General features: G+C 45.7%; 11 protein-coding genes, 4 tRNA genes and 3 rRNA genes. 2 read left to right on the top strand and 16 right to left on the bottom strand.

The annotated features are described in order from the left end of the window. Window positions 1-47: 47 nt before the first annotated feature. The gene (locus MHB83_RS07970) at window positions 48-602 is read left to right on the top strand and encodes an NUDIX domain-containing protein (protein WP_342496838.1); all 555 of its coding nucleotides are present in this window, start codon (window positions 48-50) and stop codon (window positions 600-602) included. Between the two features lie 42 nt (window positions 603-644). Here MHB83_RS07970 and tatC read toward each other — a convergent pair whose 3' ends face one another. Genes tatC through moaC form a run of 4 tightly spaced genes read right to left on the bottom strand, consistent with a single transcriptional unit; the run spans window position 645 to window position 2777 of the window. After that, window positions 645-1403, bottom strand: a complete 759-nt coding sequence (tatC, locus tag MHB83_RS07965) for a twin-arginine translocase subunit TatC (protein WP_095117754.1) — start codon at window positions 1401-1403, stop codon at window positions 645-647. Between the two features lie 6 nt (window positions 1404-1409). Further along, the gene (locus MHB83_RS07960; protein WP_003214302.1) at window positions 1410-1589 is read right to left on the bottom strand and encodes a twin-arginine translocase TatA/TatE family subunit; all 180 of its coding nucleotides are present in this window, start codon (window positions 1587-1589) and stop codon (window positions 1410-1412) included. Window positions 1590-1616: 27 nt separating this feature from the next. After that, window positions 1617-2270, bottom strand: coding sequence for a redox-sensing transcriptional repressor Rex (locus MHB83_RS07955; RefSeq protein ID WP_003214118.1), 654 nt, complete (start codon window positions 2268-2270; stop codon window positions 1617-1619). Between the two features lie 15 nt (window positions 2271-2285). Beyond that, a complete protein-coding gene (moaC, locus tag MHB83_RS07950; protein WP_003214058.1) occupies window positions 2286-2777 on the bottom strand; it encodes a cyclic pyranopterin monophosphate synthase MoaC in 492 nt (163 codons plus the stop codon). Between the two features lie 139 nt (window positions 2778-2916). On the opposite strand from moaC, the gene abc-f reads away from it, so the two are divergent. After that, window positions 2917-4839: an ABC-F type ribosomal protection protein gene (gene abc-f, locus MHB83_RS07945; RefSeq protein ID WP_335356069.1), complete on the top strand. Its 1923-nt coding sequence runs from the start codon at window positions 2917-2919 to the stop codon at window positions 4837-4839. Window positions 4840-5110: 271 nt separating this feature from the next. Here abc-f and tsaD read toward each other — a convergent pair whose 3' ends face one another. The 12 genes from tsaD to MHB83_RS07885 all read right to left on the bottom strand — a co-directional run bounded on the left by tsaD (window position 5111) and on the right by MHB83_RS07885 (window position 14358). Beyond that, entirely contained in the window at window positions 5111-6139 is a 1029-nt protein-coding gene (tsaD, locus tag MHB83_RS07940) for a tRNA (adenosine(37)-N6)-threonylcarbamoyltransferase complex transferase subunit TsaD (RefSeq protein WP_050945670.1), read from the bottom strand. Next, a complete protein-coding gene (gene rimI, locus MHB83_RS07935; RefSeq protein ID WP_003214231.1) occupies window positions 6132-6560 on the bottom strand; it encodes a ribosomal protein S18-alanine N-acetyltransferase in 429 nt (142 codons plus the stop codon). The genes tsaD and rimI overlap by 8 nt, the downstream gene beginning before the upstream one ends. Before the next feature lie 25 nt (window positions 6561-6585). Next, on the bottom strand, window positions 6586-7275 hold the full coding sequence (gene tsaB, locus MHB83_RS07930) for a tRNA (adenosine(37)-N6)-threonylcarbamoyltransferase complex dimerization subunit type 1 TsaB (RefSeq protein ID WP_050945669.1): 690 nt from the start codon (window positions 7273-7275) through the stop codon (window positions 6586-6588). Continuing rightward, on the bottom strand, window positions 7256-7687 hold the full coding sequence (tsaE, locus tag MHB83_RS07925) for a tRNA (adenosine(37)-N6)-threonylcarbamoyltransferase complex ATPase subunit type 1 TsaE (RefSeq protein ID WP_231953228.1): 432 nt from the start codon (window positions 7685-7687) through the stop codon (window positions 7256-7258). The genes tsaB and tsaE overlap by 20 nt, the downstream gene beginning before the upstream one ends. Window positions 7688-7745: 58 nt before the next feature. Continuing rightward, complete coding sequence (thiL, locus tag MHB83_RS07920) at window positions 7746-8723, bottom strand: thiamine-phosphate kinase (RefSeq protein ID WP_310026565.1); 978 nt, start codon at window positions 8721-8723, stop codon at window positions 7746-7748. 277 nt (window positions 8724-9000) lie between these two features. Continuing rightward, window positions 9001-9077: transfer RNA gene (locus MHB83_RS07915), tRNA-Asp, on the bottom strand. 4 nt (window positions 9078-9081) lie between these two features. Beyond that, window positions 9082-9158, bottom strand: a tRNA-Met gene (locus MHB83_RS07910). Between the two features lie 18 nt (window positions 9159-9176). Beyond that, window positions 9177-9292 (bottom strand): 5S ribosomal RNA (rrf, locus tag MHB83_RS07905). 61 nt (window positions 9293-9353) lie between these two features. Continuing rightward, window positions 9354-12284 (bottom strand): 23S ribosomal RNA (locus tag MHB83_RS07900). A gap of 182 nt (window positions 12285-12466) precedes the next feature. Beyond that, window positions 12467-14015: ribosomal RNA gene (locus MHB83_RS07895) — 16S ribosomal RNA — on the bottom strand. The 16S, 23S and 5S rRNA genes sit together here with 4 tRNA genes alongside, the layout of an rRNA operon. A gap of 181 nt (window positions 14016-14196) precedes the next feature. Then, window positions 14197-14270: transfer RNA gene (locus tag MHB83_RS07890), tRNA-Gly, on the bottom strand. Between the two features lie 11 nt (window positions 14271-14281). Further along, window positions 14282-14358 (bottom strand) — tRNA-Arg (locus MHB83_RS07885). Window positions 14359-14509: the final 151 nt, after the last annotated feature.

Raw genomic sequence — 14509 nt, 5'->3', positions numbered from 1 at the left:
TCTTAAATGAGCAGCATGAAACGATTGGAGTCGCTGCCTGATCAGATATCCACGCCCAAGGCCTTTGGCATGAAACCTTTCATTTTTGGCTTCTCAAAAAGGAACATGACACCATCTATCTCTATTTTCAGCTAAGAAGTCCCGCAAAAAAGGATTTCCCTTCTCTTTTTGATATCACCGCAGCAGGTCATCTTCTTGCAAATGAACAGCCTTCTGACGGTGTGAGAGAGGTAGAAGAAGAGCTTGGTCTCACTGTCCCTTTTGAAGATCTAGCCTTTGCAGGTGTTATACAGGATGAAATCCATCTACCCGGTTTTACTGATCGTGAATGTTGCCATGTCTATCTTTACGTCCATCAAGAAGAGCAGATGAACATTCAATTACAAAAGGAAGAAGTCGCTGGACTTTACAGAGCAAAGCTAATGGATGCACAGCAGCTTTTCACAAGAAAATGTGAAAACATGCAGCTTGATGGCTTTGAAGTTGATGAATTCGGAGAACGACGTGAGAAAAGCCGAGTAGTCTGTATACAAGATTTTGTCCCGCATGAGACTGCCTATTATCAGCATCTATTTCAAGCGATCAATCAATTCCTTTCATAATAGAAAAAGCATCGTGACCCTTATTTGGATCACGATGCTTTTTTATGTGACATCATAACTTTCTTTCTCCTCTGTTTGCTGCATTTTGCGATAGGTCACTCTCGAAATGACGATACTCACTTCGTATAAAACGAGCATCGGCAAGGTAACCATGAGGTGAGAAACAAGCTCTGGTGGTGTAATGAGTGCGGCAATGACAAGGAGGACAAAATAGGCATACTTCCGTATTTTTGATAAAAACATCGGTGTGATGATGCCAAGTCTTGTGAGAAACATCAACACAACGGGCATCTGAAACAAAAAGCCAAATGGAAGTGTTAACTGCATCAGAAATGTAAAATACTCATGAATCCCAATGACTTGCTCTACATTTAAATCATTCGACATTCGCATCATAAAATCAACGACAAACGGAAACAAAATAAAATAAGAGAAAGCCACACCGCTCAAAAATAAAAGCAGTGCAATCGGAATATAAGCAAGTGTCACCTTTCTTTCTTTTTCATATAAGCCCGGGCTCACAAACGCCCAAAGCTGATATAAAATCACGGGACACGTCAAAACCAAAGCGATGACAAATGCGAACTGCATAAACACGTACAGCGGATCTGTGAGCTTAAATGCATTCAGTGTCAGTGTGGCCGCTTCATCGGTATTTTGTAAATACACAATGACCGGCTTAGCAAGAAAAAAACCAGCCACCATAAAGGCGACAAAAAACATCGCAATGATCACTAAACGTTTTCGCAGTTCCACAATATGCTCCATAAGCGGCATATCTTTGACATTCATGAAGCTCATCCTATTCTACTGATCTTCTTTTTTCTTTTTTTCTTCCTGATCATCAGCTAAACCTTTTGTGGCATTTTTGAATTCACGTAATGTATCTCCTGCTGCTCTTCCTAATTCAGGAAGCTTTTTCGGCCCAAAAATAATGAGCGCAACAATCGCAATCAGAACCAAACTTCCAGGACCGATCGGACCCATTTGCTCCACCCCCTTTACCCCTTTTCGTCAATCCTCCTGTGTAACAGAGTAATGCTTTAAGAAATACACAAGTGACTGAAGTTCAACCGCCAAATCTATATGATGAATTCGAATGTGTTCCGGCACATTCAATCGAGCCGGCGTAAAATTAAGGATTCCTTTGATGCCAAGGGCAATCAAACGATCTGTAATGGGTTGAGCTGCTACGGCAGGTACTGTCAAAATGGCAACAGGAATATCTCCTACCTCTTGAACATGCTCTTCAAGCTTATCCAAATCATAGACAGGCACGCCGCCTATCTCACTTCCTATTTTACTCTCATTGACGTCAAAAGCCATTGAAATTTTTGTATTATTGTTTTTGATGAAATTATAGTGTAAAAAAGCAGTCCCTAAATTCCCGACACCGATGAGCATGACATTGGTCATTTCATCTTGGTCAAGGGTCTTTCTGAAGAAGGTCAAAAGGTAATCGACATTATAGCCATAGCCCTTCTTCCCAAGTGCACCAAAGTACGAAAAATCTCGGCGAATGGTAGCAGAATCCACTTTGACTGCATCACTAAGCTCTGCTGATGACACCCTTTGTTTTCCTGATGCATGCAGATTTTTTAAAAAACGGTAATATAGCGGCAAACGTTTGGCTGTCGCTTGTGGAATTTTTGACTGATCTATATTCATATAAGGTCCTCCAACTTAAATATCAGATGCTCTGTGAAAATCACCGTTTTTCCCGCCTGTCTTTTCAATTAAATAGGTAGGACCGATGATCATGCCTTTATCAATCGCTTTGCACATGTCGTAAACAGTCAGTGCACATACTGAAGCAGAAGTGAGCGCTTCCATCTCCACACCCGTACTTCCTTTTGTTTTCACTTGTACTTGTATGTTCAGAATGTGCGCATTTCCGTCTTCCTCCCAATCAAAGGAGATATCCACACCTTTTAGTGCAAGCGGATGACACATTGGAATGATGGTAGATGTTTGCTTTGCTGCCATAATGCCAGCAACCTGTGCAACAGACAGGACATCCCCTTTTCCAATTTCACGCTGCTCTATTTTATGAAACACTTCTTTTATCATACGAACGCTAGAAGCAGCAACGGCGGTTCTCACGGTAGACGATTTGTCACTAATGTCGACCATCTTTGCTCTTCCCTGTTCGTTAAAGTGGCTAAATTGACTCATCTTTTCAACGCTCCCTCACTCAAATGATACACTATTTTTTCCTATCTGTCTTTCATTTGAATATGGCGATTGTATGTAACATTTGCTGGTTTACTGCTGATAAGCTACACTTAACATATTATAGCAGAGGTGAAGTTACATGATGATTCTACAAGTGAATCAGCTGTCCAAATCGTTTGGTGCTGATACCGTTTTAACGAATATAAAATTGGAAGTCAAAGCAAGGGATCGGATTGCCATTGTAGGTCGTAACGGCGCAGGCAAATCCACCCTTTTGAAAATCATTGCCGGTCAATTGTCTTACGAGCAAGGTGAGATCATCAAACCGAAAGACCTATCGATCGGCTATTTAGCACAGCATACCGATGTGACGTCTACACGTACGTTAAAAGACGAATTATTATCGGTTTTTGATCATTTGAAAAAGATGGAACAAGAGATGAGAACCATCGAGGAGAAAATGGCTTCCTCTACAGGTTCTGAGCTAGATTCCCTCATGAAAACCTATGACAGGCTACAGCAGGAATTTAAAGACCAAGGCGGCTATCAATACGAAGCAGACGTCCGCTCCATTCTTCATGGACTCGGCTTTAGTCACTTTGAAGATGAGACAACCGTTCAATCCTTAAGCGGCGGCCAGAAAACCCGTCTAGCGCTTGGAAAGCTCTTATTAATGAAACCAGAACTCTTAATTCTGGACGAGCCGACCAACCATTTAGATATTGATACCTTATCATGGCTGGAGCAGTATTTGCAAAATTATACAGGCGCCATTCTGATCGTGTCCCATGACCGCTACTTCTTAGACAAAGTGGTGAACCATGTTTATGAAGTCTCAAGAACTGCCATGAAAAAGTTTGCAGGCAACTATAGTAAGTATCTTGATCTGAAAGCTGAGCAGCTAGAGCGCGATATGAAGCTTTACGAAAAGCAGCAAGAAGAAATCTCAAAGCTTCAGGATTTCGTAGATCGCAACCTAGCAAGAGCCTCAACTACAAAGCGCGCTCAGAGCAGACGCAAGCAGCTGGAACGGATGGATCGTATAGATAAGCCATTAGGTGATGAAAAATCTGCAAACTTTCATTTTGATATTACGAGACAAAGCGGCAATGATGTGCTGAAGGTACATGATCTCGACATTCGTTATGATGAAAAAACACCGCTCCTATCCTCTCTTTCTTTTCAGATCAAACGAGAGGATAGCGTGGCACTCATTGGTCCTAATGGGATCGGGAAATCAACCCTTTTAAAAACGTTAACGAACACAATAAAGCCTGTAAAAGGCGACATCACCTTTGGATCTCATGTCACAATCGGCTACTATGACCAAGAACAAGCCAAACTGACATCCTCCAAAAAAGTGCTGAATGAGCTTTGGGATGACTATCCTCATATGAATGAAAAAGAAATTCGAACATGTTTAGGGAACTTCCTCTTTTCCGGTGACGACGTCTTAAAGCCCGTTCATGCATTAAGCGGTGGAGAAAAAGCGCGCCTTGCCCTGGCAAAGCTGATGCTCCAAAAAGCCAATTTCCTGATACTTGATGAGCCTACGAACCATTTAGACTTAGATAGTAAGGAAATTTTAGAAAATGCACTGATTGATTACCCAGGAACCATCTTATTTGTGTCTCATGACCGTTATTTTATCAACCGTCTGGCAACGAAAGTATTCGAACTGTCGCCTACAGAAACAAAAGAGTATCTCGGTGATTATGACTACTACCTTGAAAAGAAAAATGAACAATTAGAGCTTGAAGCGATTCAAGAAAATGAAGCGCTGAAAAAACAAGCAGCCAAGCCAGTTGAAACGGCAAAGCTTTCTTATGCGGAAGAAAAAGAACTGAAAAAGAAAGAGAGACAAAAGCAGCGCAGAATCGAGGAAATTGAAGAACGGATTGCTGTCATTGAAGCGAAGCTTGGTGAAAATGAAGAGCTTCTATGTGATCCTGCTATTTTTCAAGATCACGAGAAGGTCCAAAACATTCAAACAGAAAACGATACACTTCATCAAGAGCTGGAATCCCTTTTCGCAGAGTGGGAAGAGCTATCCGAATCGTAAAGAGTGCCCTAATGGGTGCTCTTTTTTCTTTTAGTGAAAATTTCTTATCCACATTAATATCCACAATAACTTCTTTATTATTCTTTTAAAAATCGGACTTATCCACTTTATCCACAGAGATTTAATCACATATCCACATAAAAGAACGTATTTGTGCACATCCACTTCATTTTAAAACGAAATTTTCTAACAATTGTGGATATATCACGTTTACTTGTGAATAAATCGCTTTCATTAAAAATGAAAAAAACCTGTGTATCCACAGGAGTTTTCATTCATATGAGACAAGCGGTAAGCCCGGCTGGCCATTCATCGCCATATCGCCTCTTATACCTTTTTCAAACGCAATGGTTCCAGCAGCAGCGATCATGGCTGCATTGTCTGTACAAAGAGATAATGGTGGAATAATGACCTTCACGTCAGGAAGCTTCGTGAATGCTATCGTTAAGGCTTCTCTCAGTCCTTTATTGGCAGCGACTCCACCAGCTAGGACAACCTGCTTGACGCCATAGGCCTCAGCCGCTTTTAATGTTTTCCCAACAAGCACCTCAATGACACTTGCTTGAAAACTTGCTGCCAAATTCTCTGGAGCAATTGTTTCTCCCTTTTGAGATGCATTGTGTAGTGTGTTAATAACAGCTGATTTTAATCCACTAAAGCTAAAGTGATAAGAACCTTCTTCAAGCCATGCACGTGGAAGCTTAATCGTTGGCTCTCCTTCATGTGCTAACCGATCAATATGAGGTCCGCCTGGATACGGGAGCCCCATCGTCCGGGCCACTTTATCGTATGCTTCTCCAGCCGCATCATCTAATGTTTCTCCGATAACCTCAAAAGACCCGTGCTCTTTCATTAGTACAAGCTCAGTATGTCCACCAGAGACGACAAGAGCCAAACATGGAAACTGCAATTCATCTACAAGTTGGTTTGCATAAATATGCCCCGCGATATGATGTACACCAACAAGAGGAATTTGATGAGCAAAGCTCAGTGCCTTGGCTGCATTGACACCGATCAGAAGAGCACCAACTAAGCCCGGTCCTTCTGTGACAGCAATGGCATCTAAATCCTGAAAGCTCATATTGGCCTGTGCCATCACTTCTTCTAACACGATGGTGACTTGCTCCACGTGATGCCTTGAAGCAATTTCTGGGACAACTCCGCCAAATCGTTTATGGCTTTCTATTTGCGATGCGACAACATTCGCTACAATTTCTTTCCCATTTTTCACAATAGATGCAGCTGTTTCATCACAGCTTGTCTCTATACCTAATATAAATCGATCTGTTTGTTCACTCATTTATATTCACCCACATGACCAATGCATCTTCCCCATTATCCGTATAATAATTCTTTCGAATAGAAGCTGGTCTGAAACCAAGCTTTTCATAAAGGGATTGTGCAGGTGTATTCGACACCCGCACCTCTAAAGAAAGATGATCTGTCTTTTTTTCTTTACAAAATTCCATGACATATCGCAGCAACGCTTCCCCGTAACCCTTTCCTCTATGCTCAGGGAGAATCGCAATGTTCGTAATTTGTGCATCGTCCATGACGATCCAGACCCCGCAATAGCCAACAGGCTGCTCATCTTCTTCAATGAGGAAATAATGGCTGTACTGGTTATGGAGAATCTCATAGACAAATGATTCTTTTTTCCAAGGCGCAGTAAACGAATGCACTTCAATCGTATATACCTCTGGAATGTCCGCTACCGTCATTTTTCGAATCTCGGTTATGTTGAGATTATTTTTGTCCTTCAAGCCATTTCACTTCCGCTTCTGCCAAACGAATATAGTTAGGAACAAGCTGATGGACATCTTCAGCAGGACGATCTGCCCCTAAAAACGCAAGCATTGAAGGTCTTGGGTTATGAAAAGCTCCCTCCGCTATCACAGCCGTTTCTCCTAAAATGGAGCCAATGCTTTCTTCATGAAGATGCACATCCTGTCCAAGGAATAGGACAGGCTTTCCTGTCTGCTTCAGCTCATGAAGCCAATCCGTGAGCAAGATATTTTGGTCTGGTTTGATCTCTTTGATTTTTCCTTCTTTAAACGTATATAGCCCAGTATATACTTGTCCTCTTCTCGCATCGAATAGTGGCGAGATCCATCCATCAAAGTATTGACCATTTGCCGCAAGTGTTTCTAAACTCGAAACAGCCGATATCGGGATAGACAGCGTCCATGCGAGTGTTTTGGCAATGGTCACACCAATTCGGACGCCAGTGTAGGAACCAGGTCCTTTTGCTACAACAATTTTACTTAGTTCACTCGGGGCTACACCACATTCTTTCATCAATGCCTCAACAGTCGGCATCGCTCGGACGGAATGGTTCTTTTTTAAATACGTAATGCTCTCACCAATCACTGTGGAATCTTTGACAAGGGCAATTCCTAGTGTATGGTTTGACGTATCAATTGCCAGTATGGTCAAATTCTTTCATCTCCTTACAAAGGGTCTCATAGCGTTCCCCTTTTGCACTAAACGTGAGATGACGTTCTTCTTCACGTTCTGTTCTTAGCATTTCTATTTTCAAGTAGGAGGAAGGCAATTGAGGTCCAATGAGATGTGCCCACTCAACCAAGCATACACCTTCGCCCTCAAAATATTCTTCGAGCCCGATATCTTCTTCCGCATCTTCCATGCGGTACACATCCATATGATAAAGTGGCAGTCTGCCATCGGTATATTCTTTAATAATCGTAAAGGTAGGGCTGTTGACGATACGGGTAATCCCTAAGCCTCCTGCAAAACCTTTTGAAAAAGTCGTTTTGCCTGCGCCTAAATCTCCTTCTAATGTCAAAACATCGCCTGGCATCACAAGTTTGGCCAATGCAGCGGCAATTCGTTTCGTCTCATCCGCACCTTTTGTCGTCCACGTTAATTTCACAGTGGATGTCACCTCATTTCTTAAAATGATTATATCCTTTTTTCATTAACATTGTTTGCTGTTCATTGTCTTTTAATAGTACGCTTGCTGCTTGATCACCTTTGACTTGTCCAATGCGTTTGACTTGAATGTCTTTTTTTCTACATTGCATTTCAAAGCTATCCCAATCAGCCTCTGAAATTGTACCAGTTAATACAAAGTCTTCCCCGCCAAATAACACCCATTCCAGCCAGTCTTTACGCAGCACTGGTAAATTTGGATGTACTGGGAGCTTGTTTGCTTCTATCTCTATCGTCACACGACTCGCTTCAGCTATCTCATTCAGCTCACTCGCTAATCCATCACTCACATCATTCAAGGTGACCCGCGGGAAGCTTGAGCAAATGAGGCCAGCAGCAATGTGGGGCTGAGGCTTTTTATGACGCTCAAGAAAAAAGGCTGTGTCGACTGCCTTGGGAGGGGCTACTTCGTTCATTAAAAGTGATAAGCCAGCAGCTGATGAACCAAGCTCACCTGTGACAAAGACGACGTCTCCTGTCTGAGCACTGTGACGATAACAAGCTTTTCCATTTGGTACCTCGCCAATGACCGTCACTGTAATGACAAAGTCACTGCGAGTGGCAACCGTATCTCCACCAATCAAATCCATATGATAATTATCAGCCAATGCTCTCATTCCCTCGTAAAGAGCTGAAACGATCGTCTCATCACCATGAGGCGGGATCGCAATTGATACAAGATAATACTTTGGGGTTCCTCCCATTGCGGCGATATCACTGACATTGACCGCTAGTGCTTTAAAGCCAATCTCAAACGGTGTGGAAAAATCAAAGCGAAAATGAACATGCTCCACCATTGTATCAACACAAACGACCTCTTCACAATGTGAATGAGGTTGATAAACACTTGCATCATCTCCGATACCCATAACCAAAGAACGCTGATGTGTTTCTTTTGGTGTAATTCGGCGAATAAGATCAAATTCATCCATAAAAAGACAGCCCCTTCATGCAATCAATTGATTGAATAGACACGATGTCAGACATAATTAGTATTAGTGTAAGCCAATATGAGTTTCAGTTTCAATTAAAAATGATATAAAGAAAGCCTGGTATGAAAAAACCAGGCTGGGTTGAAGTGATCTATCTTTTCTTTTTACATAACGTGTAACCAAACACAAAGCCATTCAATGTATATTGGATACGTATGAAAAGAAAAAGACATAAAAAAAAACGAAACTATACGTTTTCGTTTACAAGTCATAAAAATGGCGGTCCGGACGGGACTCGAACCCGCGACCTCCTGCGTGACAGGCAGGCATTCTAACCAACTGAACTACCGGACCATTTTGGTTGCGGGGGCAGGATTTGAACCTGCGACCTTCGGGTTATGAGCCCGACGAGCTACCGAACTGCTCCACCCCGCGACGATATAAATATAACAAGCTTGGCGGCGTCCTACTCTCACAGGGGGAGACCCCCAACTACCATCGGCGCTGAAGAGCTTAACTTCCGTGTTCGGTATGGGAACGGGTGTGACCTCTTCGCTATCGCCACCAAACCTGATGGAGAGAATGTTCTCTCAAAACTAGATAACAATGTTCAAACTTCACATTAGAATATAGGTTAAGTCCTCGATCTATTAGTATCTGTCAGCTCCACGTGTCACCACGCTTCCACCTCAGACCTATCAACCTGATCATCTTTCAGGGATCTTACTTCCTTGCGGAATGGGAAATCTCATCTTGAGGGGGGCTTCATGCTTAGATGCTTTCAGCACTTATCCCGTCCGCACATAGCTACCCAGCGATGCCCTTGGCAGAACAACTGGTACACCAGCGGTGCGTCCATCCCGGTCCTCTCGTACTAAGGACAGCTCCTCTCAAATTTCCTGCGCCCGCGACGGATAGGGACCGAACTGTCTCACGACGTTCTGAACCCAGCTCGCGTACCGCTTTAATGGGCGAACAGCCCAACCCTTGGGACCGACTACAGCCCCAGGATGCGATGAGCCGACATCGAGGTGCCAAACCTCCCCGTCGATGTGGACTCTTGGGGGAGATAAGCCTGTTATCCCCGGGGTAGCTTTTATCCGTTGAGCGATGGCCCTTCCATGCGGAACCACCGGATCACTAAGCCCGACTTTCGTCCCTGCTCGACTTGTAGGTCTCGCAGTCAAGCTCCCTTGTGCCTTTACACTCTGCGAATGATTTCCAACCATTCTGAGGGAACCTTTGGGCGCCTCCGTTACATTTTAGGAGGCGACCGCCCCAGTCAAACTGCCCACCTGACACTGTCTCCCTGCCCGATAAGGGCAGCGGGTTAGAAGGTCAATACAGCCAGGGTAGTATCCCACCGATGCCTCCACCGAAGCTAGCGCTCCGGTTTCCAAGGCTCCTACCTATCCTGTACAAGCTGTACCAACATTCAATATCAGGCTGCAGTAAAGCTCCACGGGGTCTTTCCGTCCTGTCGCGGGTAACCTGCATCTTCACAGGTACTATAATTTCACCGAGTCTCTCGTTGAGACAGTGCCCAGATCGTTGCGCCTTTCGTGCGGGTCGGAACTTACCCGACAAGGAATTTCGCTACCTTAGGACCGTTATAGTTACGGCCGCCGTTTACTGGGGCTTCAATTCGCACCTTCGCTTACGCTAAGCGCTCCTCTTAACCTTCCAGCACCGGGCAGGCGTCAGCCCCTATACTTCGCCTTACGGCTTCGCAGAGACCTGTGTTTTTGCTAAACAGTCGCCTGGGCCTATTCACTGCGGCTTCTCGGGGCTTTAACACCCTAAGAAGCACCCCTTCTCCCGAAGTTACGGGGTCATTTTGCCGAGTTCCTTAACGAGAGTTCTCTCGATCACCTTAGGATTCTCTCCTCGCCTACCTGTGTCGGTTTGCGGTACGGGCACCTCTCACCTCGCTAGAGGCTTTTCTTGGCAGTGTGGAATCAGGAACTTCGCTACTAAATTTCGCTCGCCATCACAGCTCAGCCTTTACGGGAAACGGATTTGCCTATTTCCCAGCCTAACTGCTTGGACGCGGATATCCAATACCGCGCTTACCCTATCCTCCTGCGTCCCCCCATTGCTCAAATGGTGAGGAGGTGGTACAGGAATATCAACCTGTTGTCCATCGCCTACGCCTTTCGGCCTCGGCTTAGGTCCCGACTAACCCTGAGCGGACGAGCCTTCCTCAGGAAACCTTAGGCATTCGGTGGACGGGATTCTCACCCGTCTTTCGCTACTCATACCGGCATTCTCACTTCTAAGCGCTCCACCAGTCCTTCCGGTCTGACTTCACAGCACTTAGAACGCTCTCCTACCACTGTTCGTAAGAACAGTCCGCAGCTTCGGTGATACGTTTAGCCCCGGTACATTTTCGGCGCAGAGTCACTCGACCAGTGAGCTATTACGCACTCTTTAAATGGTGGCTGCTTCTAAGCCAACATCCTGGTTGTCTAAGCAACTCCACATCCTTTTCCACTTAACGTATACTTTGGGACCTTAGCTGGCGGTCTGGGCTGTTTCCCTTTCGACTACGGATCTTATCACTCGCAGTCTGACTCCCAAGGATAAGTCATCGGCATTCGGAGTTTGACTGAATTCGGTAACCCGGTAGGGGCCCCTAGTCCAATCAGTGCTCTACCTCCGAGACTCTTACCTTGAGGCTAGCCCTAAAGCTATTTCGGAGAGAACCAGCTATCTCCAGGTTCGATTGGCATTTCACCCCTACCCACACCTCATCCCCGCACTTTTCAACGTGCGTGGGTTCGGGCCTCCATTCAGTGTTACCTGAACTTCACCCTGGACATGGGTAGATCACCTGGTTTCGGGTCTACGACCACGTACTCATGCGCCCTATTCAGACTCGCTTTCGCTGCGGCTCCGCATCTTCTGCTTAACCTTGCACGGGATCGTAACTCGCCGGTTCATTCTACAAAAGGCACGCCATCACCCTTTAACGGGCTCTGACTACTTGTAGGCACACGGTTTCAGGATCTATTTCACTCCCCTTCCGGGGTGCTTTTCACCTTTCCCTCACGGTACTGGTTCACTATCGGTCACTAGGGAGTATTTAGCCTTGGGAGATGGTCCTCCCGGATTCCGACGGAATTTCACGTGTTCCGCCGTACTCAGGATCCACTCTGGAGAGAACAACATTTCAGTTACAGGGCTGTTACCTTCTTTGGCGGGCCTTTCCAGACCTCTTCGCTTATATCGTTCCTTTGTAACTCCGTATAGAGTGTCCTACAACCCCAAGAGGCAAGCCTCTTGGTTTGGGCTGTTCCCGTTTCGCTCGCCGCTACTCAGGGAATCGCATTTGCTTTCTCTTCCTCCGGGTACTTAGATGTTTCAGTTCCCCGGGTATGCCTTCTCATACTCTATGTATTCAAGTATGGATACTACTCCATTACGAGCAGTGGGTTTCCCCATTCGGAAATCTCCGGATCAAAGCTTGCTTACAGCTCCCCGAAGCATATCGGTGTTCGTCCCGTCCTTCATCGGCTCCTAGTGCCAAGGCATCCACCGTGCGCCCTTTCTAACTTAACCATTTCTTACTTTAGAAAGAATCACTATGTGTGATGAACTTTGCATTGCATTCAATGTGAATGTATTACTTATTGTTATCTAGTTTTCAAAGAACAATCCTGTCTCGCTAGAGACATGTCTTGAAGGAATGATCCTTCAAAACTAAACAAGACGAAAACGCACGCTGCTCCATATATCCTTAGAAAGGAGGTGATCCAGCCGCACCTTCCGATACGGCTACCTTGTTACGACTTCACCCCAATCATCTGCCCCACCTTCGGCGGCTGGCTCCATAAAGGTTACCTCACCGACTTCGGGTGTTGCAAACTCTCGTGGTGTGACGGGCGGTGTGTACAAGGCCCGGGAACGTATTCACCGCGGCATGCTGATCCGCGATTACTAGCGATTCCAGCTTCACGCAGTCGAGTTGCAGACTGCGATCCGAACTGAGAACAGATTTATGGGATTGGCTAAACCTTGCGGTCTCGCAGCCCTTTGTTCTGTCCATTGTAGCACGTGTGTAGCCCAGGTCATAAGGGGCATGATGATTTGACGTCATCCCCACCTTCCTCCGGTTTGTCACCGGCAGTCACCTTAGAGTGCCCAACTAAATGCTGGCAACTAAGATCAAGGGTTGCGCTCGTTGCGGGACTTAACCCAACATCTCACGACACGAGCTGACGACAACCATGCACCACCTGTCACTCTGTCCCCGAAGGGAAAGCCCTATCTCTAGGGTTGTCAGAGGATGTCAAGACCTGGTAAGGTTCTTCGCGTTGCTTCGAATTAAACCACATGCTCCACCGCTTGTGCGGGCCCCCGTCAATTCCTTTGAGTTTCAGTCTTGCGACCGTACTCCCCAGGCGGAGTGCTTAATGCGTTAGCTGCAGCACTAAGGGGCGGAAACCCCCTAACACTTAGCACTCATCGTTTACGGCGTGGACTACCAGGGTATCTAATCCTGTTCGCTCCCCACGCTTTCGCTCCTCAGCGTCAGTTACAGACCAGAGAGTCGCCTTCGCCACTGGTGTTCCTCCACATCTCTACGCATTTCACCGCTACACGTGGAATTCCACTCTCCTCTTCTGCACTCAAGTTTCCCAGTTTCCAATGACCCTCCCCGGTTGAGCCGGGGGCTTTCACATCAGACTTAAGAAACCGCCTGCGAGCCCTTTACGCCCAATAATTCCGGACAACGCTTGCCACCTACGTATTACCGCGGCTGCTGGCACGTAGTTAGCCGTGGCTTTCTGGTTAGGTACCGTCAAGGTGCGAGCAGTTACTCTCGCACTTGTTCTTCCCTAACAACAGAGCTTTACGATCCGAAAACCTTCATCACTCACGCGGCGTTGCTCCGTCAGACTTTCGTCCATTGCGGAAGATTCCCTACTGCTGCCTCCCGTAGGAGTCTGGGCCGTGTCTCAGTCCCAGTGTGGCCGATCACCCTCTCAGGTCGGCTACGCATCGTCGCCTTGGTGAGCCATTACCCCACCAACTAGCTAATGCGCCGCGGGTCCATCTGTAAGTGACAGCCGAAACCGTCTTTCATCCTTGAACCATGCGGTTCAAGGAACTATCCGGTATTAGCTCCGGTTTCCCGGAGTTATCCCAGTCTTACAGGCAGGTTACCCACGTGTTACTCACCCGTCCGCCGCTAACATCTGGGAGCAAGCTCCCTTCTGTTCGCTCGACTTGCATGTATTAGGCACGCCGCCAGCGTTCGTCCTGAGCCAGGATCAAACTCTCCGAGGTATGCAGGATGCATATCACACATGCGTTGCTACACGATGTAGCGAACTTAGCATGTGATCATTTCCTGCCTCGTCAGTGTTTGACTGACTACCTATGATATAACATAGGATTTTTTTATAAAAACTCGAATTAACAGGTACGTTTTGTCTTGTTTAGTTTTCAAAGATCATATTTCAAAAAATGGAGCGGGTGATGAGAATCGAACTCACGACATCAGCTTGGAAGGCTGAGGTTTTACCACTAAACTACACCCGCGTGGTTTGTATTGGCGCGCCCGAGAGGAGTCGAACCCCTAACCTTTTGATCCGTAGTCAAACGCTCTATCCAATTGAGCTACGGGCGCTTAATCAGGCGACTTAATTATCTTAACATATCGTTTTTATCAAGTCAATATCTTTTTGAGATTTATTTGTCGCATGTGTTTGAATGTCTTTGTTTCAAATACGTCATCAGCGACGAATAAAAATATACCATGGATCACATAAAAGGGTCAA

It is taken from the genome of Bacillus sp. FSL K6-3149 (assembly GCF_038630515.1).
Classification (GTDB): Bacteria; Bacillota; Bacilli; order Bacillales; family Bacillaceae; genus Bacillus; species Bacillus pumilus.
The sequence above is the reverse complement of the archived record's forward strand: the minus strand, read 5'-3'. Positions and strand labels throughout refer to the sequence as shown.